We start from the raw sequence: 23,930 nt of genomic DNA on the forward strand, positions 1-23,930 counted from the left end.
ACACGCCGAGCGCGCGGGTGCTTTTGCGTCTGCTCGCCATTAGCCCTTGACCAGGCGGCCGTCCTTGATGATGGCGGTGAAAGCTTCGTCGGGCCGGGCGATCAACGAAATGTCGGCGACCGGATCGCCGTCGACGAGAATCAAGTCGGCCAACGCCCCTTCGGCCACGACGCCGAGGCGTCCCGGGTACGGGTTGCGCGGCCCGGACATGGCCAGCAGCTCGGCGTTGCGGATGGTGGCCTGCTGCAGCACCTCGGCCGGCTTGTACCAGCGGGTGAGCTTGGTAAGTAGAGCGCCCTGTCGGCTGGCCAGCTTGGCGTCGAACAGGATGTCCGTCCCGAACGCCACCTTGACCTGGTGCTTGATAGCCAGCTGATAGGCGGTGTCGGTGCCGGCGACCATCTCTTGGAATTTCGCCTGGCTCGCCGGGGGCAGCGGTACCGCGTCCTCGTCGTCGAGGAACGGTTGCAGACACCACCAGATGCCCTCTTCAGCGAGCAGCGCGGCGGTCTCCTCGTCGATGAGGTGGCCGTGTTCGATGCAGCGGACACCGGCGGCGACGGCCGTGCGAATCGCACGGGGAGTGTAGGCATGCACCGTGACATAGGTGCCCCAGTTCTGCGCGGCATCGACCGCGGCGCGCATCTCGGTTTCCGTGTACTGGGCGACGTCGAGCGGATCGTACGGCGAGGCGCAGCCACCCCCGGCCATCAGTTTGAGCTGAGATGCCCCGCGCCGCAACATCTCCCGCGCACCACGGAGTACTTCGGCTTCGCCATCGGCGATAACGGCAGCGCCGATGATTTCGGAGTAGCTCAGATGCCCGACCACACCGCGGGGGACTTCGTTGGGAAGGCGGAAGTCGCCGTGCCCGCCGGTCTGGGAGATGAAACCGCCCGCCGGGAAGATGCGCGGGCCGAGGATGGCGCCCTCGTCGATGGCCTGCTTGATCCCGAACACCGGGCCGCCGAGATCCCGGACCGTGGTGAAGCCGCGCAGCAAGGTCTCGCGGGCGCTGACGACCGCTCGGGCGAACACGTAGCCGACCTCGCTGAGCTGACCGACAGCCGCCGGGATGGTAGTGAAAATTGCGTGCCAGTGCGCATCGATCAAGCCCGGAAGCAGCGTCTTGCCGGTCCCGTCGATCGTCAGGCCATCGCTGGCGGGCCCGGCCGAGCCGGCCGGCGCGACTGACGCCACCAGCCCGTCCCGAATGGTGACGTCCATCGGCCCGACGACGTGAGCATCGACGCTGTCGAAGACGTTGACGTTAGAGATTCGCAGTTCCGGAGTTTCCACCGCTTCAGCCTAGCTACGGCGAGCAGACGCAAAAGCACCCATTTCGTGCCGAAATAGGGTGCTTTTGCGTCTGTTCGGCGGACCTACCGGTGGTGCTGGGTGAAGAACTGCCAAACGGTGTCGGTGGCATCCAGCGCCGTCGACGGCGAAGGAATACCAAGCCTTTCCGAGGCCGGGTTGCGTTCACCACCAGGCCATTGATGGCCCGCCCCCGCCACCGAAATCAACTCCACCGTCCGGCCGTCCGCGCATCCGGCCGTCGAGGTCGTTATCGGCCCGGAGGTGTTCGATGTCGGTTCTGCGCACGCGTCGATGGAACGCCAGGTGGCGTTCACCGATGGCACCGAGGGGCCGTCGACACGTGGACTGCCGTCGCCCGCGAAGGCTTTGCCCGGCCCGCCGTCGTAGGGAACCCTGTCATCGGCGGTGCCGTGGATCTGGAGAACCGACGTCGGCCGCGCGTGCGAGCAGTCGGTGAGCAGTGTGCCCGCGACGGGCGCGATCGCGGCGAATGTGTCGGTCTGGCACCCAAGCCGAAGCGCCATCATGGCGCCGTTGGACATGCCGGTGACGTAGACGCGGCCCGGATCGATGGACGTCTCGTGCTCGATCACGGACACCATGGCGCTGATGAACCCGACGTCGTCGACGTTAGTGCGAGCCGAATTACCGCAGCACGACCCGGCATTCCAGGCACGATTGAGACCATCGGGATAGGCGACCAGGAAATGGCCGTGGTCGGCTTCGGTGTCCCAGTGATAGGCGCGTTCCGCCTGTGCGCCGCTGCCGAAGCCACCATGGAGCATGATCACTAGGGGCACGCCCCCGCTCAGTTCCTGCGGTCGGTAGACGTGGAACGTCCGGGTGACACCGCCCGAATCGAAGGACTGGGTGGACTGTCCGACCGGGATCGACTTGGGATCCGGCGTCCCCACCGCATGACCACCGCCCAGACATCCGCCCACCAACAGCATCAGGGTTCCGAGCACGCACACGCCGAGTGTCCGAACGCTGCCAGACCGCATGACCCCATGGTGGCAGCCGTGGCGGGTTTTGACAAGCAGCTTGTCAATCTGCCGTCGGGTGGCACACTCAGGGCCATGCGACGTGTTCTGGATGCCGACTGGGAGCCGACGGTGCCGGCGCTGGTGCAATTGGTGGCCGTATCCGGTGCCCCGCGCCTGAGAGCGGCTTTCGCCGCAGCCGGGCTCGACGGGATCCGGCCGGCGCAATCGGTCGCCCTGGTGCCGCTGATAACCGGCGGGTTGCATGCGTCAGATCTGGCCGACAGGCTTGGGGTGACTCGCCAGGCGGTGGCCCAGGCGGTCGCCGCGCTGGAACGCCATCGCTATGTGAGCCGGGTGCCCGATCCAGTCGATGCGCGCGCTCAGATCATCGAGTTGACTCCGCGCGGCCGAAAGGCGCTGCGGGTAATGCGTTCCAGTGCACTCGATTTAGAGGAGCGCTGGCAGCAGACGCTGGGACCAAGGCGATTTGGCGAACTTCGAAAGACCCTGACAATGTTGCTCTCCGCAGAGAACAAGTAGTTCATTGTGCCACATAAGTTTTCGCGAACTCGTTGATGGCGTCGGCGGCTTCTTGGGCGCCGTCACGTTGACGGATGCTCTCGCCGAGTCGAACCGCCGCCGCGAGGTAGCTCGGATCACCTAGTACCGTGCTGATTGCCGCGCGTATTCGCCTGACGCTCGCGTGTTTGCGCAGCAGGATGCCGACGCCGATGTTCTCCAGCGCTGCGCCGACGCACTTCTGGTCGATCAACGCATTCGCGGGCATAACCACAAGGGGCACACCGAAAGACAACGCTCGCATCGTCGTGCTGTGTCCGCCATGGCCCACCACCAACGACGCGGTCGCCAGCACTTCATCGTGATCGAGCCAGGCGTGCAGCGAAGCATTCGCCGGCACGCGCAATCCGGACGCGTCGATGGCCGGTCCCACCGTCACAGTCGCCTCCACCCGCAACGGCTCGATGGCATCGAGGATGTGCTGCAGCATCCGTCGTTGCCCGGCAAATGCACAGGTGCGCAGGCGGACCAGGACCCGCGGCACCGGCATCGGTGTCGCAGCCGTCGGAACGCCTTGCCACACAACGCCGACATGGCGTACCGGTGGTGTGCCGCGCACTGGATCGAGATCCGCGCGGGCAGTGACGACGCGCAGCGCCTCAGTTCCGTGGCGGGATACCAGCCGACCGGCACGCACGGCTACGACGAATGCAAGGACAACTACACGTTCTGGTTGCCGGCGTCGCTGTTCGCGCCGCGATGAGCCAACGGAGGGTTGCAGTTTAACGGGCAAGACGGCACCCGGGTACCTGAGAAACACCGTCCACATCCCAGGCGAAACATGCGAAAAGTGCCGGGGCACCATGATGCAAGACGGCTACCACCGTCGTTACCCGCGCGCATTCTCCTAGGGACGCGACTGCGCCGACCTGTTCGGCTCGATTGTCTACGGCGTGGACGGGCTGCAAAGTGGCAAGCTAATGCTCGGCTACAAGAACGCCTCACACAGTCCAGCGCTCGTACAAAGGGTTTCGTCACTGGTCGTCCTGGCATTCAGAGGACACACCGGATGCGCCGAAGCGCTCGTCACACACCGGTGACACACTGGGCGACGGTGTCGTTCAGGTGCAGCACGGCGGAGCCTCAGGTCGCTCGCAAGCGGCCCAATACTAAAGCTTTCTAAGGCCGTATAACGATTTCTTATATACGGAATGACGGCCCGGCGACGGTGTCCACCTTGGCATCTCGTATGCGTAAATCGCGTGCCAGCGACCTGTCCGTCGCTCGCAACGAACTCATCAATAAAGGACTGATCTACCCTCCCGACCGCGGCATGTTGGCCTTCACGGTGCCCGGCATGCACGAGTTCGTCCTCCGACAGGACTTGCAAGAGTTTGACTAGCAATGACATCGGAGGAGCAATGATTCGTCCAGGCGACCGGGTCCGTTGGTGACTTGGCGGGGCTTTTGCGGGCGCGGGGCGCGGATCGCCTCGCGTTGATCCGAGTCACCCGGCGTCAGTCGACAAGTTGTGCTACAACTTGCCCATGTATACACCCCTGAACCTGCTCGCCAATTACGTTGAAATCAATAAACGGCGGCAAAAGTTCCAGGACCGTTGGAAGACACCGCGCGGAGAACAAGTATTCACCGATGTAGATTCCGCAATAAAAGACGGCGGGGGTAATCGACTCAACGACATTGTCACTGACGGGCCGCCGGGGTTTTTTGAGGATAATTCCGACATGAGGGGACTGCGCCTGGTGGAGCTAACCATCAGAGCGCCCGATGATGAGCTATTCAAGAATCTGATCCTAAACTACGCGCGCTGGCGCGATGTGGTCTTTGATCACGGCACATGGCGGACGGTCACGGGTAATTTCATCGACGCCCTCCGAGTGCACTTCGATTCAGTCACCCTTATGAGGTTCAACGCCTATGGCGCTGACTTCGAAGACTGTAGATTTACCAAGTGTAACTTTCTTCAGCGGAATACTTTTTCCAACTGCACCTTTAAAAACGTGGAGTTCAGGGACTGTTTCTTTGAAACCGATGTGTTTGTAGATTGCAAGTTCGACGAGCTTACGAAGGTAGTACAGCGTGCACGGCGTTCGTACACTTTCGGCCGCGAAGGATCATCCCCGGCGATCTTCGACCGGCGATATGAAGCACCCTTTCATCGTAGCTTGCGTGACGCCTATGAGGCTGGACGCATAAGCCATTTGGCTCGGATTAACTTATTTCTCGAGAAACGCTCACTCACGCGGTATAACACTCCAAACCAACACCAGCGGTTGGCTCGCTACTTCCTGGAATATACGACCGGGTATGGCATCAAACCGATACGTGTGCTGCTTACCGCGCTGGCACTCTTACTCGTATTCACCGCGATCTTTGTCAGTGCATTCGGCGAAGCAGGGTTCCTGCTCAGTGCCGGCGGTTTCTTCACCTTCGGTGCGAATACCTACTATCTGGAGAAAGCGGCTTTCATTTATCAGTTCCTGTATGGCTTTGAGGCTTTCCTGGGCATCGCGACGATGTCAACCTTCATCGTCGTTATGACGAATTACTGGGCATCGCTACGGTAACCGAGAACGAATGTGGAGACTCCTCCAAACCGCAACCGCACCCCCTGTCGGCCAGCGGTCCGCCCACAGGATCGAACCAGGATGCAGCAAAGCAGCGGTCACGAGATCGATCATCGTGCGACACTGAGGCTCACATGCCGGGCGAGCCCAAGCGGGGTCGATGAATCGTGATCTGTCCGCACTGCCGCCACACACTGTTGTACAAGCAGCGTCCGGAACGGCGCTGTTCGAAGTGCCGCCGAACGTTCGCACTGGAGCCCAAGACAGACCCGTTGGGGCTGCACGACCTGAGGCTTCACAGGCTGGCCGAGCGGCTCAGTGACGGGCGCGGTCTGCGCTACACGCCGACGCAACTTTGGTATGCAGCCGCCTGGAAGAAAGTGCGTCGTCCCCACACAGGATCCAACGCGGTCCCCATCGGTCTGACGATCGCCGGGGTCCCCGTCCTGGGCCTCATCTTCGTCGCGGGCCTGATCGCGGGCCTGCGCCCCCTAATTGCACTCGTCGCCGCCGCGGTGGTCGCGCTGCTCGCCTATGTGACGATACTGGCGGCGATCCGGGCCTACCGCCGCGCGCCGATCCGGATCCCCATCAGCAACCAACTCTTTCAACGGGAAGTGGATGCTCGGTGGACGAAGGTGTACAGCGGGCTGCCGCCGGGAGAAGTGGATCCGCGCACGCCGCTGCCGCCGCCGGTAGAGAACCCGCGCTTCGCGCTGCTGTGTCCGGACCCCTCCGTGCGCACCTGCCTTGCCGCCAACGACGTGCCAAACACACGGGCCATCATGTTGGCGGAGCGCATCAAGGAAATCCCCCCGCAGATCCCGGTGATCGTGTTGCACGATGCGAGCCTGGCCGGGTTGCAATTCGCGGACTCCGCCCGCGCAACACTGGGACCGCGAGCTGTTGTGGCCGGATTGGCGCCGAGAACGGTGCTGGTCAGCCGGTCCTCACTGCGGCTGCGCGAGCCTGCACCGGCGCAGGAGGATCTGGCCCGGTTGCGCCGAGACACATTGACGCAGGCGGAAATCGACTGGCTGGCCGAGGGGTGGTGGTCGCCGATCGCCGCGGTTCCACCCGCCAAACTGATCACCGCGGTGGATCGGGCCGTGCAGCGAGTTGAGGGAATGCCGGATCCCGACCAGCGTCGTGCCGAGGCGATCGGCTTTCTCACCTGGCCGGCGTCGTGAGGGACCGGCTGCTGGGCCGACTGCTGCGCATCGCGGCCGAGCGGGCGGGCGCACCAGCAAGACTGTGGTTCACCGAACGCCAGCTCTACTACGAACTTTGCCGACTGGCGCTGCCGGCGCAACGGCTGCCACACCGGCCTGCGTTCACCGTCGCGCCGCCGGTGAACTACCGAGCGTTCCAGGAGGCGCTACGCCGCCACGGCGAGGTGGCCGGACTGCTAAGGCCCGCACCCCCTTGCTCTGAACCCGCCGGCCGGCACACCCCGGAACCGGACCTGTTCGACTACGGTCTGCCGCGACTGCTGGTCTGCCAGTCCGATGCGGTCGCACAGATGTTGCGCGCCAACGGGGTACCGATGGAATCGGCCTGTCCGGTGCTGGGGACAGCCGAGCTGCCGCTGGATCCGCGGATGGCGAACATGCTCACCCGAGCCGAGCGTGCGGCGATCTATGTGGTGCACGACGCCAGCCCGCGGGGACTCGCCTTCCCCGCGCGAGTCTGCGAACTCACCGATATTCCCGCAGGCGTGCGCGTGATCCCGCTCGGTTTGCGGCCGCACCATGCAGGTCGGCTGCACCTTTTTCACTGCCACGGCCGCCCGCAGCCCGTCGAGGCCACGGTCACCGCGTGGGAGCGCGCCTGGCTGCGCCGTGGGCGATTCGTCCACCTCGAGGCGGTGAACCCGGCCTCGCTGCTGCGCACCGTGCACCGGCTGGTGCGCGAAGTACAGCCAGCGCCAGCGTTTTTCGATGAGGTGCGCCGCGTCCGCGCGACGGGCTTCCTGACCTGGCCTGCCGCCTGAGAGGGGCTTTCGATGCCGATGCAGCGGCAAATCACCTATACCGATGAACTGCTCAGCGACGACACCGTGCATCGGCAGTACTCCGACGGGCGCCAAGAGTGGCGGCGGCGATCCGCTGCGGGGGCAGTGCAGTGGCACGACCACCGCGGTGACGCCGGCACCGACGAACCACTGGGCCGTGGGCTGGTCAAGCGGACGTACCGCGACGGAAGGGTGATCTACGGGCGTGAAGGCGGATACGGGCGAACTTTGTGGGGCGACAGTGTTCTGACCACGAATCGGTCCTCGTTCGGTTGGCGGATCGGCACAATCTTGGCCGCAGTGGCCGGCGGGGCCCTGCTCGGCGGGTTGGCGATGCCGCCGGACAGCCTGACCGCGGCGCAGGAGGAAGAGCTGCGCACGCAGGCTGCGAAGGAACCGTCGGATTCGGGCGGAGGGGGTTGGGACGCTGCGAGCGTTGCCGACTGGGGCGACACCGCGGACTGCTGGGCCGACGGCTGCGACTTCGGCTGAGGTGCTCAGATGTCTCGCTGGTGTGCATTCCTTGGTCCGGACGATTTGCCGGGCCAGGTTCGCGCGGTCGGTGCCGACCCGATAGCGGTGACCGGGCGCTATGCCCTGGGTCTGGTCAGCGGCCCGGGTGCGGCCGCCGGACCGTACCGCGCCGATCGCCGTGGCCGGGGCGCTCTGGTCGCAGTCGGAGAGGTCACACTGCACAACATCGACCGGCTGCGCGCCTGCCTCGGCGCCGACGCACCCTCGCCCGGCTGCAGCGACGGTGAACTCTTACTGCACTCCTACGCCCGCTTCGGGCTCGACGGAATCGCCGCCGCGGAGGGCATGTTCGCCCTCGCCATCGTCGATGGAACCGAGCTGCTGCTGGTACACGACCATGTGGGTGCTCGCACCCTGTTTTATGCGTCGGTGGGTGATAACTGGTGTGCCTCGACATCGCTGCGAACGCTTGCGCGCTGGCCAAAGCTTCGGACCGGCCTGAATCTTTCAGCGGTGCGGTCGTTTTTGAGCTTCGCCTATCTGCCAGGGCGCGAGACGCTGCTGCGCGACGTCGCCGAGGTGCTGCCAGGGCGCTGTGTCCGGGTGCGCGCAGACGGCTCATCCACCGAGGAAACGTATTGGGAGCCGTGCGAAGTCACCGACGGCAGACCGGCCGACGCTCACGCGCTGCAACTGCGCGCCCTGCTCGAGGATGCGACGGTCCGGCGACTGCCACCCGGGGAGCCCGTCGCGGTGTTGCTGTCTGGCGGGATTGACAGCAGCCTAGTCACTGCCCTTGCCGCCAAACTGCACGACCACACTGTGCACACCTACTCCATCAGTTTCGGGCGTCATGCGCCCAACGAGCTCGGGTACTCCGGACTGGTTGCCGCGCATTGCAACACGCGGCATCGCGTGCTCACGGTCTCCGGCGAGGCGGTCGCGGCCCGGCTCGCGCAAACGGTGGCGCTGTTGGACAGCCCTGTCGGAGACCCGCTGACTGTCCCGAATCTGATGCTCGCCGAAGCCGTTGCGGCAGACGGCGCTACGGTGGTTCTCAACGGCGAGGGCGGAGACCCGGTATTCGGCGGCCCCAAAAACCTGCCGATGCTGATCTTCGAACTGGCTCGCGATGATCCCGATCCCAATGCCCGGGCGCAGGCATACCTCGACAGTTACCGCAAGTGCTACCCGGACCTCCCGGTGCTGCTGAGCCCAGAGGTGCTCGCCGCACTCACCGATGCGCCGCCGCTCACCGAGGTGTTCACGCCGTATCTGCGGCAGGGCCGAATGCATAGCCTGCTCAACCAGCTGCTGCACGCAAATCTGCGCACCAAGGGTGCCCATCACATTCTTACCAAGGTGGAACGCATCACCACTGCTGCCGGCGTCCAAGGGCGTGCGCCGCTGTTCGACCGAGCGGTGATCGACCACGCCTTCTGTGTGCCGCCGCACTACAAACTGGCCGGGACAGTCGAGAAGTGGATTCTCAAACAGGCGGTGCGCGACCTGCTTCCGGCCACGATCGTCGATCGCCCGAAGAGCGGAATGCGAGTTCCGGTGCAGCAGTGGCTGGCCGGTCCGCTGCGCGACCTCAGCCACGACCTGCTGCTGGGTCGCTCAGCACGGGCCAGGGGCCTGTTCCGGGAGGACACCATCCACGCCTGGCTTCGCGGTCAGGGTGCGCTGTTGCCGCGCCCGGGCGGCAAGTTGTGGCTGCTGCTGTCGCTGGAGCTGTGGTTACGTTCCTTCGGGGTGGACCCGTGAGGCCGTGACGAATCCGCACCGCTGCCGACAGAACCGATTGACACATTGAGGAGTTCGTGTCGCATGCCCGAACCGAGAATCAAGACTACGGCCGACGACGAGAACGAGATCCACGATATCGCCGAGTTCGTCGACCCCGCACGCATTGTCGTGACGCCGGTGGCACAGTTTCCCGCCGACGTCGCACTCGCGGTCGTGCAGGCTTTAGCGGGAATCGTCCACCGCGCCAAGTCGAGTCGCGCCGCGACCACGCCGGATGTGGACGGCATCGTGCGCTCGCAGACGTTTGAAGAGGGCGACGTGTACATGATCGAAAAGCCCTTCGACGGGTACTTCGCCGACCGCTATCTGATGGACTTCTACGACGTTGAGGACCGCGGCATTTGCTCGCGCATGCACCTGCACACCGGGCTGCGACTGGTCCGCATGATGACGGGCCCGAACACCCAAATCCGTGTCAGTAGCCTCTCACCGTTCGAGGTCACCGACATCGCGGGAGTAACCCCGTTCCGTCCCAGCCAGTTTCAGGACGACCTGCCCGACGCCCCGCGTGACATCCGCCGGATCCGTTACAACCTCGTGGTCCCGCCCTGCTCTTTCGTCGACATGCAGATCCCCCGCGGCACCAGCCACCAGTTCAACGCCATCGGCCCTCATGCCGTGATCGACTCTGTCCACCCCGAGGAATCCATCGAGATCTTCCGCGAACGCATGTCCGGCTACAAGATGACCGCTCAGACCGTGTTCCTGGCCGACTCCCGGCCCCCGGCCCGCACCTGCCCGCTCACCGGTCCGTGAGCGCCGGGCGACGATCAGTTACGAAGTGCCCACAACTGGGGGATTGCCGGGGGGAGTAATGCTCTGCTGGCGCGGCGCGTGTCGGCGCCGCAACGGATCAAACCTACATGTTCAGACGAGCGCGCGACCGCGCGGTTGGTGCCTTTTTGCCGGCGGAATTTAAAGTGTCACTGGCACAACGGATCCCGTACACAAATTGCATCGTTATGAGTCCGGGCAGGCTCCGTCGTCGCATGGCCACCGGTTCCACCAGCACCGCACCGCCTGCGCCGCTTAGGGTTACCAACCGGTTCGTGGTCAGCAGCCGTTGCACCTCGGCGATTTCCGCTGCACGCCCGATGAAACTTGTCAGCGACACTGGGAGGTGCGATGCAACCTCGGCAGCGGTTGTGTCCGTTGGTGACATCGGCTACGTAACCGAATCGGGCTGCGGCTAAGGAGTTTTGAGGAAGACGTCGTTGAGGGTGACGGTACGCAGGTTGCGGGCGCGGATGACCTCGACGAGTTGCGGATAGACGTGGGTGACCGGCAGATGATTGAGGTGCCCGATCACGATGGCCTGAGGAGTGAAGTATTTGTTGGCCATCTTCACGATGTATTCCTCGGTGATCAACGTCGAATCCGACAACGAGCCTGACCACAAGACGGGAACGGTGTAGCCCAGGTCGGCCGCCACGGCGTCGACGTCGGCATTGTGCTTTGCGTACGGCGGTCGCCAATAGGGTTTCACGCCCACGCCGTAGGTCTTCTTCAAGAAGTCGTCGTTGCGCGTGAGCTGTTGGGCAATTTGGCTTTTCGTCTGGGTCGTTAAATCCGGATGCGACCAGGTGTGGTTGCCGAGCTGGATCTGTCCGGAATCAACCAGAGGCCGGAGTAACTGGATGTTCTCGGTCCAGGAGTCGTAGACGCCGTTGACGAAGAACGTCAGCCGCACGCCGGTGTCCTTGGCGAACTGTATGTAGGCGCGCACTACTTCGCTGTTCACGCCGTCGTCGACGGTCAGCGCGAGCAGGTCGCCCTGGCCGGGAAGTTTCATCAGTGCCCCGCCACCGGGCAGCCGGATGCGGGCGGCCGCCGCCGGAGGCGGCAATACGTGCGCTGCTGGGGCGGCAGTGGCCGGTCCGGGAGGGGCCGCCGCGGCCGCGGGCGCTTGGGCGAATGTCCGCGGTTGCGGGTCGACTACCAAGCGAGCTGCGCCCACGCCTGCCACGGTGGCCGCGGCAAGCGCCCCGAGGAAGCGACGACGGTTCAGGTCTGGCACCGTACGCCCCCGGTGCTTCGCATGTCGTTTGCGGCGCGCGGCGCAGCGGGCATGCTTCCGCAAGCAATGCCCGGGTTGAAAAATGACGCCGCCACAGCAGCGAACCGTACCATCACCAGGCCCGATATGTCGGATCCGTGGCGGGAGGTCAGCGCTGAGATCAAATCGAAATGTGTGCTGGCCGGCCTTGTCGAGCTTACCTACCGCGAGCTGACAGCCGGCCCGAAAGTTTGCCCGGCGATGCGTGGCCCCTTAGGTTCATGCTGGACTGAACGGGCGCCATGAAATGGATCACACACCGACGGCAGGTGCACACATGCTCGAGCAGTTCGGAATGTCGTTCCCCCTCGTGGCCGCTCCGATGTCGGGCGGTCCGACCACCCCGGCGATGGTATGCGCGGCGACCCGGGCCGGCGGCCTGGGCATGCTCGCCGCCGGCTACAAATCCACCGACGCCGTTGCAGCTGAAATCGCCCAGGTACGGGGCGAGGGTATCCCGTTCGGGATCAATGTCTTTGCACCCAACCCGCTGCCTGTCGACCCGGAAAGCTACCGAACGTATGCCACGATCATCCAGCGCGAAGCCGACCAGTTCGGCCTGACCCTGCCAGCGGAGCCCGTCGAGGACGACGATCACTTCGACGCCAAGATCGCGCTGCTGCTCGACGACCCGGTGCCGGTCGTCTCCTTTACTTTCGGCATTCCGCCAAGCAACGTGATCGCCGCACTGCAGCAGGCCAACAGCCTGGTGATGCAAACCGTGACGACCGCAGATCAAGCGGCGCAGGCCTGTGCCGCCGGCGTTGACCTGCTCGCAGTACAGGCGTCGACGGCGGGGGGTCACTCCGCCACCCTCACCCCACGTCAGCCCGTGATTCCGACGCCGATCGCCGACCTGGTCCGCAGCATCACCGAGGCGGTAGACGTCCCCGTCGTAGCAGCCGGGGGCATCGCCACCCCGCAGGCCGTCGTCGAGGTGATCCGTGCGGGTGCCGCGGCGGCCATGGTCGGCACCGTGCTGCTGCGCGCCGCCGAAAGCGGCGCCTCGGCCACCCATCAGGCGGCCCTCACCGATGCACAGCGCACCGAAACCGTGCTGACTAAAGCCTTCACCGGCCGGCCCGCCCGCGGCCTGCTTAACAACTTCATCGACGCCCACGAAGCGCAGGCACCACTGGGTTATCCGGCGCTGCACCACCTCACCAGCCCGCTGCGCAAAGCCGCGGCGGCGGCCGGGAAACCCGAGTTCGTCCACCTGTGGGCAGGAACGGGATGGCGGCACGCCACCGCCGAACCCACCGCCGACATCCTGCAAAACCTCGCTTCGCATCTGTGAGCTGATCTAGCGCTGGTCCTGCGACGGCGAAGCGAGTTGCGGATAGCGCCGGCCGAGATCACTTGAGTACAGCGGAGACGCCTGCACAGCAACATCGAGAAGGCAACGCAGGGTTGGTGATTGGTCCGTCGTGCGCCATGCCAGTGCCAGTGGCCGGTGCGGCAGCGGTCCGTGTAGCGGGATGAACCGGACGCCGTTTCGGCTGAGGTTGATGAATGACGTTGGTAGCAAAGCTATCCCGGCTCCGGATGCCACCAGGGCGAGAACCGTCTGGATTCGCGGCACTTCGTCGACGATCAGCGGCTCGATGTCATGCATGCGAAACAGCTCGACGACGTCGGCATAGGTAGTGGCCGCAGTGGCCCGAGTCCACATGATGATCGGCTGATCCGCCAACAGCGACGGGGCGATCCGCTCGTGCTCGGCAAGTACGTGGTCGTCCCACACGACCGCGGCAAGCGGATCGTCGATGAGAGTCTGGATGGTCAGCGACCGTTCGTCGACGGGCCCGCGCAGGAAGCCGGCATCGAGGCGGTGTTCCACCAAACGCGCAACCTGCTCGGCGGTGCTCAGTTCGGTGAGCTCGAGTTTGACGTCGGGGTAGTCGCGGCGGTGGGCGCGCATGACAAACGGCAGGACGCCGTCGACCGCGGCCAGCAGGGCACCGATGTGCAGGTGCCCGAGCTGACCTGCGGCGGCCCTGCGCGCGGCCGCGAACGCCCGTTCGCCGTGGGTGAGCGCCAGCCGCGCCTCGGCAAAAAGTGCGTTGCCGGCGTCGGTGAGCTCGATCGGCCGCCGGGACCGATCGATCAGCTCCACTCCCAGTTGACGTTCCAGCTTTTGAATCTGCTGACTCAGCGGCGGCTGGGCAATGTGGAGCCGTTCGGCGGCGCGGCCGAAGTGTCGTTCCTCGGCGACGGCCACGAAATAGCGCAGCAGGCGCAGCTCCGGATCTGTCATATCTGGCAAATATAGTAGCTAGCCAAATATGTCTTGGACAGTAAAGATGCAGCAGTCCTACGGTTGCCTCAATAAGCAACGTAGGAGGCAACCGAAGTGACCGTGGCGACGCCAATCACCGACAAGCGCGACCTCGTCGAGTACTACTTCGACCAACCATGGAGCGACGGCCTGCCGGTGGTCCCTCCGACGCCCGAGCGTGTGGCCGCAGTGCTGCACGTACTGGGCGGAGACCCCCAGGAACTAGTGGCGCGCATCCCGCCGCGGTGGGGCAGCCTGACCCGCGAACTCCTGGCCGTCAACATGGTGATGGCCGGTTGCAGACCCGAATACGCGCCCGTCGTGCGGGCGGCGATTCTCGCCCTGGCCGATGCGCGGTTCAACCTCAATGGCATCCAGGCGACCACGCATGTGGTCTCACCGCTGATCGTCGTCAACGGACCGATCGCGTGTCAGATCGGAATGAATGCCGGGGGCAACGTGTTTGGCTCCGGCAACCGCGCCAACGCCACCATCGGCCGCGCGGTTCGGCTGATCCTGCTCAGCGTCGGTGGCGGCATCCCCGGTGAGCTCGACAAGAGCACCCTGGGCCACCCCGGTAAGTACACCTTCTGCATCGCCGAAAACGAGGAGGCGAGCCCGTGGGCCCCCTATCACGTCGAGCACGGATTCGCAGCCGAAGACAGCACCGTCCTGGTCATCGGGGCCGAAGCCCCGCACAGCGTCACCAACCACATTTCCGATGACCCGCAAGGGATTCTGGATTCCATCGCCTCGGCGATGAGCACCGTCGCGCACAACAACGCGGTCCTCGGCGGCTCCTGCACGGTCGTCATCGGTGTCGAGCATGCGCGCACTATCGCCTCCTTCGGCTGGACCCGAGACGACGTGCGTCGTTACCTGTGGTTCAACGGCACCAACGATTGGGACCAGGTGAGCTACGGCAATCGCTACGCGCCGCCCGGAGGGCGCACCTACAACCGAAATCTGCCGAAATGGTATGCGCGCGAACCGGGTCGACGGGTTCCGATCGTCTTCACTCCCGACGACATCCACCTGTTCGTCGCCGGCGGATCCGCGGGCCGCTTCTCGGCGTTCCTGCCGGGGTGGAGCACGGCAACGACGCCGGTGTTGCGCGCCATTGACGACGGGGTTGTCGGCGCCAGTGGCGCCGGGAGCGAGCTCGAGTGCTCCGACGGAACCTGCCGACTTTGAAGCACCGAACCACGCGCGAGCAGACGCAAAAGCGCCCATTTGCGTCCGCAAAATGGGGCTTTTGCGTCTGCTCGGCAAAACAATCCAAGGAGATTCAATGACTGACCATGTTTACGACCCATGCGGGGTGGTCGAGGTGGAGGCCATCCCCATGGCGCCCCGGACCGGCAACCCGTCGGGCCTGCGCCTCGGCGTGCTGAGCAACACCAAATGGAACGCCGCAAAGTTGTTGCGCGCCACCGTTCGTGAGCTGGCCGATCACGGTCTCACGTTCACCTCGGTCACTTACTACGACAAGGACCACTTCTCCTCGGACGCAAGTCCCGAGCTGATCAGCCAGATCGCCGCCGAAAACGATGTCGCACTAACGGCAATCGGCGACTGCGGCTCGTGCTGCTCGGCGTGTGTGAACGACGCGGTACGCCTGGAAGAGGCCGGACTGCCGACAGTGGTAATCGTGACAACGGAATTCGAGCACGAAGCCCGACTGCAACGCGAGTCGCGGGGAATGGCCGGCCTGGAACCTGCGGTGGCAACTCATCCGATCAGCAGTCTGACCCTCGAACAGCTGGACGGCCGCTCCGCCGACATTGCGCCACAGGCGCGCCGGATCTGGTGCGGCGACGCCCAGGTGCGGAACGGAAGTCTCGTCGAGATCGCCGCCGAATGACGAATCACAACGCGGGATAGGACGCGGAAGCGATCTCGATAATCTCCGCCCGATCTGCCGGCAAGATGAATCCCGCTTGAATCGCCGTGTCGAGGGAAGCGGTAAAGCGTTCCAGGTAGTCCTCGCGCCCGCCAGGGTAGAGCCGACGCAGGGTGGCGGCGTCGAAGAGCTCGCCCGAGCCGAAGATGGCCGCCATGATGCTCTCGACGCTGCCCGTCCCGGATGTCCGGGCAACCGGCACATCCACCCACGGGGTCCGGATACCACCCGTTGCAAGTCCGTTGGCATCCAGAATCGGCTCGGGCGGGTCGGCATCGGTGAGCGCAATGTCCGCGCCGCTGGAGGCCGGCTCGCCCGTTTCGACCCACCGGCAGAGCTGCGCCAGCGCTGCCTGCAACACATAGTGGTGTTGCGGGGCGAAGTTTATGCAGTGCTGCAGTTGCTGACCCATCAGCATGTCGGTCGGCGCGTATGCCGCCACGATGTCGCTCACCGGCGCCGACCCGTCATCGATCGGCGCCACCTGAATCGTGTAGTTGTCGGCGTGTGCGGTTCCGGCGATCTCCCAGACCCGCAACCGATCGTTATCAGGCTGCCGCGCAAGGTAATAGCCCGATCGGATGCCCCCGAAGAGGTCGGTCTCGGTGATGACGGCGACGAGCGGGACACGCAATTCGGGGCTGAACCTGGCGGCTGGCGGCGTGTTGGCCTGTGACTCGTCGAACATGGAGCTGTTGTCCAGCGGCGCGGCAGCCGCGAATCTGGAGTGCACCAGAAACCCGTCGTAGACCTGTGCGAGCGGGTCGACGGCGTTGACGTACGTCGTCATGAACAGAGCTGACTGAGACTCGCCCAGGGCGACGAGATGTTGCGGGCGAAGCTCATCTACAACGCCGTCCCTGACGAGCCGGCCGATCTGAGAAAACATGTCGTACGAGAAGGAGTCGCCGGGGTGGCTCAGGGGCGCATACCGTGCCGGATCCTGGCTCTTCAACGACATGTCGATGCCCATCAGGCTGGTGCCGCCCTGAACACCCACCTGCTGGGCCGAGACTCCGACGTACGCGTAACCGGATCGCACCATTTCGCGATGCGCCATGAACCACACCGCCGGAGCATCGATGCCGCCGCTCACGTTGAGCCACTCGACGAGCGCGGTCCCGTTGAATTGCGCGCTGTCCGTTGGCTTTACCACGACGATCCGAGTGGTGTAATCGGCGGTGCCCGAAGGGGTTACGCCCCATCGGCCATCCGGTCCGAGCTCGGCTGTGGGCTCGTAACAGGATGCTGTTCCGGAAACGAAGAACTCCTCGGCGACATAGCCGACCGAGCCGAGGTCAAAAGCACCGAGCAGTAGGGCAGGTTTCCCGGGTAGGGGTGTGACGACAGGGCGATCCATTACAGGATCCCGTCGATTTGTAAAGACGACACAGATACTTCCTACACCAAGGATGTGAAGACCACTATTTGGCCAGCTGGTTTATGGGCGGCGGTAGGCATTGTTCATTCGTTGCTTGAAGGCTTCGTCGAAACGACGGTAGGTGTCGCGCAGCGTATGCCCCGGCCAGTCGTCGCCGATGAGCTCGACCGGTAACTGTGGGTCTAGCTGCAGATGCCGGACGACAGCGATCGAGAGTGCGAATTCGTCGGCGAAACGTTTGGCCGAGTCCGCCCCCATGTTGTGGCGGAGTTCGGCGTTCATCGCCTCGATGAGCGCCTTGGCATCGTCTGCCAATCCGTCCAGGGAGAATAGCGACCGCATCTGGTCGGCGGAAATATCGGTGGCGGCGCCGTGAAAGTGAATGCACTGCTGGTCCAGCACTGCCCGCGAGCCCGGAAGTCGTTGTGAGTCAAGGTTGTCCGGACGTATCCAGACTCCCTCGCGGAGCTCGGCGAGGTGTAGCGCGATGGCCGCTTTCCGAAGCTCGAGGCGATCGGCCGCCGAACGGCGTTCCAGCGAAACGACTGCCAATTCCCAGGTTCCGTCCCAACCTGCCGCGTCGTCGATCCGGGATGCGTCGTCGACGCGTTCGCGACGTTCCAGCAGGCGGCCGGCGAGCGCGTAGTTGCCGTCGTCGGCGGTCAGTTCGCCGGCGGAAACCATCCGCCAGAGGCAGGTGCGCGCGGCGCCGGGCGTGATGCCGAAGAGGGAGGCCATGGTGACGAGCTCGCCCACCGTGAGGTGGGGCTGATTGGCCCCAAGCAGCGCCGACGCAAGCACCGAGCGCGCACTCAGCGGCCGGTTACCGATCAGCTTTTTCACCCGCGATTGCGACACCGCGCCACGGTATCACTAAATCGTTGACGCGTGACGGAAATAGTGTGATACTGACAAACCATGAGTTCCGCGACGCAGCTGACTGGACCGCCGATTGGGCCGCCGACGATCGCGGACGATCTAGAGGTCGTTCGTCGCCTCCTCGCTCATATCGACGGCGGCACCACCGACGAAGGTGGGGCGTGGCGCGAGCCCGTCGAAAACTATTTGAAACCAGAGCGTTTCGCTGCGGAGCTCAAAGCGCTGCGCGCGATGCCGAGCGTCTTCGTTCCGTCGGCGACCATCCCCAACCCGGGCGACCATGTCGAGCGAACCGTCTTCGGGGTGCCCCTATTCGCGGTCCGCGGACCCGATCACCGGGCGAGGGTGTTTCGCAATGCGTGTCGGCATCGCGGTTTCGCGCTGGTCGAAGGCGCAGGATGCTCGCATGCGCTGGTGTGCCGCTACCACGGGTGGACATATCGTTTGGACGGTTCTCTCTCACACGTGCCCCACGACGACGCTTTTCCCGACCTGGACATGTCGACGCGCGGCCTGGTCGAGGTCGAAAGCCAAGAGGTGGACGCCCTTATCGTCGTTGGCCCGCTTTCAGGTGTGGGTGATCGGCAGCAGACTGACGAGGCGATGGCGTGGCTGAAGGACGGGAGCCCGTGGCGGGACAAGTTGGACCCGGCGCGGCAGCTTGTTTATGTGGATTCCACTCTGCGAGCGATGAACTGGAAGGTGCTCGTCGAGCAGTTCCTGGAGGGTTACCACCTGCGCTCGACCCACAAGGACACCTTCTACCCGCTGCAATACGACGACCTCAACGTCATCGAGACGTTTGGCCCGAATTGTCGTATCGCCTTCCCCTACCGCAACATTGAGCGACTCCGCGACCGCCCGCAGAGCACCTGGACGGCCGACGCCCGGGTGACGTACGTGTATCACCTGTTCCCCAACGTCATGGTGGCCACATTTCCGGACCTGGTGCTCGTGGCGGTCATCGATCCAGTGGATGTGGGCCACAGTATATTCACCGTCTATTCGATGGCCAAAGCCGAGTTTGCGAAGCGCGCATCGCACGACCCTCCCATCAATCCGGCGGGCACTCTCGTCGCGCGCGGTGCCATAGAGGACAACGAGATGTCGGCGGGCGTGCAACGCGGTTTGCACTCCGGGGCAAACGATTTCCTCGAGTTCGGACGGCACGAGAGCGCGATCGGGCACTTCCACGCCACTCTTGGGGAGCGACTGGCTCGATTGCCGGCTGATTGAACTGCGACGGCGGCGTCGTCAGCCCATCGTCAATCGCAGCGCAGCGGGCGCCGCTTCCGCCAGGTACTTCAGGCCCAGTTCAGATCCTTGATGATGCTGGTAAAGCTACGCAGGCGCAGGCTGTTTCCGACGACGAAGACGCTGGAGAAAGCCATCGCGGCGCCGGCCAGCATGGGGTTGAGCAGGCCCAGTGCCGCGAGCGGGATCGCGGCGACGTTATAGCCGAAGGCCCAAAACAGATTTGTCTTGATGGTGTCCAACGTCTTGCGGGAGAGCCGAATTGCGTCCGCCGCGGCGCGTAGGTCGTCGCGCACCAGGGTCAGGTCGGCGGCTTCGATCGCGACGTCAGCGCCGGTGCCCATGGCCAGTCCGAGGTCGGCGGCTGCCAGCGCGGCGGCGTCGTTGACGCCGTCACCAACCATGGCGACGATCTTGCCTTCGGCTTGTAGGCGCCGCACGGCGGCCACCTTGTCGGCGGGCAGCACGTCCGCGATGACGTGGGTGATGCCGACCTCCTCGGCGATGCGCTCGGCGACATTCTTGTTGTCGCCGGTCAACAGCACCGGTGTCAGTGCCAGCCGCTTGAACGCCCGAATGGCTTCTGCGCTGGTGGGTTTGACGGTGTCGGCGACCACCAGAATCGCGCGGGCGCGGCCGTCCCAACCGACGGCCACGACGGTTTTGCCTTCGGTCTCGGCGCGGGCTTTGGCGGACGACAATTCTGGATCAAGGTGCTGTGCCCAGTCGGACAGCAGGCTCTCCCGCCCGACGACGACCGCGTGTCCGTCGATAATCCCCTGGACGCCTTTACCTTCCACGTTCGCAAAGTCTTCGGGTGTGGGCAGGGTACCGAGTTCTGCCTTGGCGCCCTTGGCGATTGCCTGGGCGATGGGGTGCTCGGAGGCATCCTCGAGGGCTCCGGCGTAGCGCAGCACCGTGGCGCGGTCGGCGTCTGGTGCGGCGATCACATCGACCAGGGTCATCTTGCCGGTGGTGACGGTGCCGGTCTTGTCGAGCACGATCGTGTCGATTCTGCGAGTGGACTCCAGCATCTCCGGTCCTTTGATCAGGATCCCGAGCTGAGCGGCCCGTCCCGTGCCGACCAGTAGCGCGGTCGGAGTCGCCAATCCGAGTGCGCACGGGCAGGCGATGATCAGCACCGCAACCGCGGCCGTCAGCGCGGCGGTGAAGGGGAAGCCGGCTCCGAGCCAGGCCCCGAACGTGGCCACGGCGAGGGCGATAACGACCGGGACGAACACGCCGGCAATGCGGTCGGCGAGCCGCTGGACCTGCGCCTTGCCCGATTGGGCCGCCTCCACAAGCTTGGCCATCTGCGCCAGCTGGGTGTCGTCGCCGACTCTCGTGGCGCGCACGACGAGGCGCCCGCCGACGTTAACCGTGGCGCCGGTGACCGCGTCGCCCTGACCGACTTCGACCGGAACGGACTCGCCGGTCAGCATCGAGGCGTCCACGGCCGAAGAGCCCGAGACAATCGTCCCGTCGGTGGCGATCTTCTCGCCCGGGCGCACGACGAACTCGTCGCCCACCTCGAGTTGGTCGACGGGGATGCGGATCTCTGCGTCGGAAATATCGCGACGCAGCACGGCGACGTCTTTGGCGCCGAGCTCCAGCAGAGCACGCAACGCTGCACCGGCGCGCCGCTTGGAGCGCTGCTCGAAATATCGGCCGGCCAGCACGAACAAGGTCACACCGGCGGCAACTTCGAGGTAGACGTTGCCGGCGCCGTCGCTGGGCGTGACGGTCAGCTCGAAGCGGTGGCGCATACCCGGTTCCCCGGCCGTCCCGAGGAAGAGCGCATACAGCGACCACACAAATGCCGCCAGGGTGCCGACCGAGATGAGGGTGTCCATGGTCGCGACGCCGTGCTTGAGGTTGGCCCATGCGGCCGCGTGGAAGGGCCGGCCCGCCCATACGACCACCGGCGCCGCCAGGGCCAGGGACGCCCATTGCCAGTAGCGGAATTGCAGGACGGGAATCATTGCCATGAGAATGACCGGGGTCGCGAGCACGACCGCGGTAATCAGGCGGTTGCGCAGCGATCTCAGCTCGGATTCATCCGTCTCCGGCCCGGCGAGTGGTTCTTCGCGATGGTCCGGCAGCACCGCGGTGTAGCCGGTCTTTTTGACCTCGGCGATCAGCGCCTGCGGGTCGTAGCCGGCCGGGATCAGAATGGTCGCCTTTTCGGTCGCGTAGTTGACCGTCGCGTTGACGCCATCGAGGCTGTTCAGCGTGTTTTCGATCCGGATCGCGCAGGAGGCACACGTCATCCCGGCGATCTGCAGCTCGATGTTGTTCATCGCGGCGGGAGAACCAGTCATCTCGGGCATGATCGCATTCCTCTAGTGATGTGTTGTCAGCGCATCGACGACGAACTGCGCGGTGTGCATCTGACCGTCGACCTGGAAGTCGAGGTAGAGCAGATACCGTCCGGGGGTGGGCGGCTCGGCCATGAACGAGATCCTCCCGGCTCTTTGCGTCGGCCCGGCCGCCTCGTCATCCTGCGGATGCGCGTGCAGGTAGGCCAAATCGCCCTCCCGCAGTATGACCAGGTGCCCGTAGGTACCCAGGTATGGCTGCACGCTGACGGGCAGGCCGTCGCGGGTGATGGTCGTGGTCAGCGTCGATGCGGTGCCGGCCGTCAGACTGCCGTCGATGGTGACGGTGAACCCGTCGACGTGGCTTACCGCCGTCGGAGTCCACGGTCGGTGCGGCGTGACAGTGCCCTCGACGTTGATCGTGGCCGACAGCACGGTGTTCTTGCCCGCAAGCGCGCCGGTGCTGGGGACGAAGTCGGCGAAGATGCGATAGGGTCCCGGCGCAGCCCAGGTCCAGGGGATCGACCACTGGCCGTCGTCGTTCATCGTGGGATGCACGTGCCGAAACTCGGTGCCGTCACTGCGCACCACCATCAGATGCAGCTTCTTGGTGTTCTCGGTGTCGAATTTCGTCACTGGCACGCCCGCGACGGTTTGGATCCGGAACGACAGGACGCCGCCGGATCCGACGGCTGCGGGGGCAGTAACCGCGCCCAGCATCAGGTCGCCGGCGCTGAGCGAAACCCCACGCACCGGCTCGGCACCGTGCCCGGGGTGGCCGGAGTTCACTGACGCGACGTGGTGGGGGATGACCGCTCCACCTGCCAAGAAGGCAAAACCGAACACAACCGCCAATCCGACCCCGAACAGCGCGAGCTTCGCTGGTGCTTTCATGCCGCTCCCTGGACTAATAGCGCCGTGTATCGGTACTGCGACTATAAACGTATATACCCCCATGGGGTATCCCCGTCAAGAATCGAGCTCATCGAACGTGGGGCTTAGGTACGAATTTCTTATCCCGCTCGTCCATAGCGCCCACGGTCGGCGGCAGCACCGCAGAGATGCCGCGCGGACAAATCAGTCTCTGGCGATTTTCTCCAGCGGGTTGGAGCGCTCGAGCATGCCATAGCTCTGCTCACCGTCCCACGAGTAGCGCACACCCGCCTGCTGCAGTGCTGGGAAGCTGGGCATCTCCTCCTTGAGGGCCTGCATCGAGTACATGTCGTCGTTGTGATGGATGTCGTGCGTGGAAAAGACGGTCTGGCCCTTGATCTCGTGCACACCGTCGGCGGTCTGCAACACCAGCGAGACGTCCTCGCCGACGGATTGCAGCCGGGTGAGCCAGGGCGCTGCGATTGCGCGGGCGGGGACGAGTCCGCCGTCGCCGCTGAAGATGTATCCCTCGTTGAAGGTCGGCTGGCCGTCAGGACGAGGCGGGTAGGCGATATAGCCAAACGCGCGCCCACTGGGAAACACCGCCGATTGCCAACAGTGTCCCCAGAATCCGGCGAGCTTACGCACGCCGGTGCGACGGATCCGCAGGCCGGTACCGGTGAACGTGCGATGCTCACTGGGCGCTCGGAATTCGCCTGTTGCGGTGAACAATTGCTCATAACGCGGCCCGCCCATCAGGCCGCCTTCGACGGAAGTCTTCAGCCGCGCGGCGGCGTCAGATTGCAGCGCGCCCTGCACCCACGGGGGCACGGCCATCGTCGCTTCGACCTGGAAACCGATGTCGACCGCAGGACCATCTTTGTTGCCCTCGGCTAAATCGGACGACGACGTCTGCACCGCCGGCCCGTCGTACGACATCGTCCAGCTGGCGAAAGGTTCGATACACCGGAACACCAGCCCTCCCGCGCCCAAGACGCTGGGCTGCCCGTCGGGGCCCTGCGCCGGCAGCGACGGCCCGTTGGTCCGTGCACGGTAGACGCGTCCGTCGGGAAAAGCCACGTTGACCTGAATGTCGTGGGCATCCCAATTGGCGCCGACCGCCTCAATTCCGATGCGGGGCAGGCCGATCTCGCCGCGGTCGTCGACCACCCAGAAGCTGACGGAGTCGCGCATCTCCGGGTTGTCCGGACGCTGGGCCAACATGTGCTCGCGCGACGGGTCGATACTGCCGGTCAGGTCAACAGCCATCGAATGTCT

General features: G+C 64.8%; 23 protein-coding genes and 1 pseudogene. 13 read left to right on the forward strand and 11 right to left on the reverse strand.

The features are described from left to right. Window positions 1-39: 39 nt before the first annotated feature. Entirely contained in the window at window positions 40-1,299 is a 1,260-nt protein-coding gene (locus AC5Y21_RS19180) for a metal-dependent hydrolase family protein (protein WP_499914709.1), read from the reverse strand. 83 nt (window positions 1,300-1,382) lie between these two features. Then, complete coding sequence (locus AC5Y21_RS19185) at window positions 1,383-2,324, reverse strand: extracellular catalytic domain type 1 short-chain-length polyhydroxyalkanoate depolymerase (RefSeq protein WP_499914711.1); 942 nt, start codon at window positions 2,322-2,324, stop codon at window positions 1,383-1,385. A 75-nt stretch (window positions 2,325-2,399) separates the two neighbouring features. Here AC5Y21_RS19185 and AC5Y21_RS19190 point away from each other — a divergent pair, with 75 nt between their 5' ends. Continuing rightward, the gene (locus AC5Y21_RS19190) at window positions 2,400-2,846 is read left to right on the forward strand and encodes a MarR family winged helix-turn-helix transcriptional regulator (RefSeq protein ID WP_499914712.1); all 447 of its coding nucleotides are present in this window, start codon (window positions 2,400-2,402) and stop codon (window positions 2,844-2,846) included. Window position 2,847: 1 nt separating this feature from the next. On the opposite strand, the gene AC5Y21_RS19195 is transcribed toward AC5Y21_RS19190, so the two are convergent. Then, window positions 2,848-3,375 carry a glycosyltransferase gene (locus AC5Y21_RS19195; RefSeq protein ID WP_499914714.1) on the reverse strand — a complete coding sequence of 176 codons (528 nt, stop codon included), beginning with the start codon at window positions 3,373-3,375 and terminating at the stop codon, window positions 2,848-2,850. 42 nt (window positions 3,376-3,417) lie between these two features. Here AC5Y21_RS19195 and AC5Y21_RS19200 point away from each other — a divergent pair, with 42 nt between their 5' ends. The 8 genes from AC5Y21_RS19200 to AC5Y21_RS19235 all read left to right on the forward strand — a co-directional run bounded on the left by AC5Y21_RS19200 (window position 3,418) and on the right by AC5Y21_RS19235 (window position 10,466). Continuing rightward, window positions 3,418-3,588, forward strand: a complete 171-nt coding sequence (locus tag AC5Y21_RS19200; protein WP_499914715.1) for a hypothetical protein — start codon at window positions 3,418-3,420, stop codon at window positions 3,586-3,588. A 441-nt stretch (window positions 3,589-4,029) separates the two neighbouring features. Beyond that, window positions 4,030-4,227 carry a DUF8462 domain-containing protein gene (locus AC5Y21_RS19205; RefSeq protein ID WP_499914838.1) on the forward strand — a complete coding sequence of 66 codons (198 nt, stop codon included), beginning with the start codon at window positions 4,030-4,032 and terminating at the stop codon, window positions 4,225-4,227. A gap of 145 nt (window positions 4,228-4,372) precedes the next feature. Next, a complete protein-coding gene (locus tag AC5Y21_RS19210) occupies window positions 4,373-5,413 on the forward strand; it encodes a hypothetical protein (protein ID WP_499914717.1) in 1,041 nt (346 codons plus the stop codon). Window positions 5,414-5,685: 272 nt separating this feature from the next. Beyond that, complete coding sequence (locus tag AC5Y21_RS19215; protein ID WP_499914718.1) at window positions 5,686-6,603, forward strand: hypothetical protein; 918 nt, start codon at window positions 5,686-5,688, stop codon at window positions 6,601-6,603. Continuing rightward, entirely contained in the window at window positions 6,600-7,406 is an 807-nt protein-coding gene (locus tag AC5Y21_RS19220) for a hypothetical protein (RefSeq protein WP_499914720.1), read from the forward strand. Before AC5Y21_RS19215 ends, AC5Y21_RS19220 begins: the two co-directional genes overlap by 4 nt. 12 nt (window positions 7,407-7,418) lie before the next feature. After that, entirely contained in the window at window positions 7,419-7,919 is a 501-nt protein-coding gene (locus tag AC5Y21_RS19225; RefSeq protein ID WP_499914721.1) for a hypothetical protein, read from the forward strand. 9 nt (window positions 7,920-7,928) lie between these two features. Then, window positions 7,929-9,668, forward strand: a complete 1,740-nt coding sequence (locus tag AC5Y21_RS19230; RefSeq protein WP_499914723.1) for an asparagine synthetase B family protein — start codon at window positions 7,929-7,931, stop codon at window positions 9,666-9,668. 63 nt (window positions 9,669-9,731) lie between these two features. Next, complete coding sequence (locus AC5Y21_RS19235; protein ID WP_499914724.1) at window positions 9,732-10,466, forward strand: hypothetical protein; 735 nt, start codon at window positions 9,732-9,734, stop codon at window positions 10,464-10,466. A 259-nt stretch (window positions 10,467-10,725) separates the two neighbouring features. Here the strand turns inward: AC5Y21_RS19235 and AC5Y21_RS19240 are convergent. Both AC5Y21_RS19240 and AC5Y21_RS19245 read right to left on the reverse strand, forming a co-directional pair. Then, a pseudogene (locus AC5Y21_RS19240) lies at window positions 10,726-10,845 on the reverse strand (hypothetical protein); the annotation flags it as partial. 54 nt (window positions 10,846-10,899) lie between these two features. Next, on the reverse strand, window positions 10,900-11,718 hold the full coding sequence (locus tag AC5Y21_RS19245) for a polysaccharide deacetylase family protein (protein WP_499914840.1): 819 nt from the start codon (window positions 11,716-11,718) through the stop codon (window positions 10,900-10,902). Window positions 11,719-12,043: 325 nt separating this feature from the next. On the opposite strand from AC5Y21_RS19245, the gene AC5Y21_RS19250 reads away from it, so the two are divergent. Further along, window positions 12,044-13,063, forward strand: coding sequence for an NAD(P)H-dependent flavin oxidoreductase (locus tag AC5Y21_RS19250; protein ID WP_499914726.1), 1,020 nt, complete (start codon window positions 12,044-12,046; stop codon window positions 13,061-13,063). Window positions 13,064-13,069: 6 nt separating this feature from the next. On the opposite strand, the gene AC5Y21_RS19255 is transcribed toward AC5Y21_RS19250, so the two are convergent. After that, window positions 13,070-14,023, reverse strand: coding sequence for a LysR family transcriptional regulator (locus tag AC5Y21_RS19255; RefSeq protein WP_499914728.1), 954 nt, complete (start codon window positions 14,021-14,023; stop codon window positions 13,070-13,072). A 96-nt stretch (window positions 14,024-14,119) separates the two neighbouring features. On the opposite strand from AC5Y21_RS19255, the gene AC5Y21_RS19260 reads away from it, so the two are divergent. Together AC5Y21_RS19260 and AC5Y21_RS19265 are read left to right on the forward strand one after the other, a co-directional pair. Beyond that, the gene (locus AC5Y21_RS19260; RefSeq protein WP_499914730.1) at window positions 14,120-15,238 is read left to right on the forward strand and encodes a hypothetical protein; all 1,119 of its coding nucleotides are present in this window, start codon (window positions 14,120-14,122) and stop codon (window positions 15,236-15,238) included. A gap of 97 nt (window positions 15,239-15,335) precedes the next feature. Then, window positions 15,336-15,908 (forward strand): UGSC family (seleno)protein, encoded by a 573-nt coding sequence (locus AC5Y21_RS19265; protein ID WP_499914731.1) that lies wholly within the window; start codon window positions 15,336-15,338, stop codon window positions 15,906-15,908. Window positions 15,909-15,912: 4 nt separating this feature from the next. Here AC5Y21_RS19265 and AC5Y21_RS19270 read toward each other — a convergent pair whose 3' ends face one another. Continuing rightward, entirely contained in the window at window positions 15,913-17,307 is a 1,395-nt protein-coding gene (locus AC5Y21_RS19270; RefSeq protein WP_499914732.1) for an alpha/beta hydrolase domain-containing protein, read from the reverse strand. Between the two features lie 81 nt (window positions 17,308-17,388). Further along, window positions 17,389-18,186 carry a PaaX family transcriptional regulator C-terminal domain-containing protein gene (locus AC5Y21_RS19275; protein WP_499914736.1) on the reverse strand — a complete coding sequence of 266 codons (798 nt, stop codon included), beginning with the start codon at window positions 18,184-18,186 and terminating at the stop codon, window positions 17,389-17,391. 60 nt (window positions 18,187-18,246) lie between these two features. Here AC5Y21_RS19275 and AC5Y21_RS19280 point away from each other — a divergent pair, with 60 nt between their 5' ends. Continuing rightward, on the forward strand, window positions 18,247-19,443 hold the full coding sequence (locus AC5Y21_RS19280) for an aromatic ring-hydroxylating oxygenase subunit alpha (protein WP_499914738.1): 1,197 nt from the start codon (window positions 18,247-18,249) through the stop codon (window positions 19,441-19,443). Window positions 19,444-19,511: 68 nt separating this feature from the next. Here the strand turns inward: AC5Y21_RS19280 and AC5Y21_RS19285 are convergent, their stop codons facing one another. The 3 genes from AC5Y21_RS19285 to AC5Y21_RS19295 form a co-directional block, all read right to left on the reverse strand. Next, entirely contained in the window at window positions 19,512-21,791 is a 2,280-nt protein-coding gene (locus AC5Y21_RS19285; protein ID WP_499914740.1) for a heavy metal translocating P-type ATPase, read from the reverse strand. 12 nt (window positions 21,792-21,803) lie between these two features. Further along, window positions 21,804-22,673, reverse strand: a complete 870-nt coding sequence (locus AC5Y21_RS19290; protein ID WP_499914742.1) for a DUF8832 domain-containing protein — start codon at window positions 22,671-22,673, stop codon at window positions 21,804-21,806. Between the two features lie 183 nt (window positions 22,674-22,856). After that, window positions 22,857-23,921 (reverse strand): DUF7064 domain-containing protein, encoded by a 1,065-nt coding sequence (locus AC5Y21_RS19295; RefSeq protein WP_499914744.1) that lies wholly within the window; start codon window positions 23,919-23,921, stop codon window positions 22,857-22,859. Between the last annotated feature and the right edge of the window lie 9 nt (window positions 23,922-23,930).

The sequence above is a fragment of the Mycobacterium sp. NGS41 genome, from assembly GCF_059812725.1.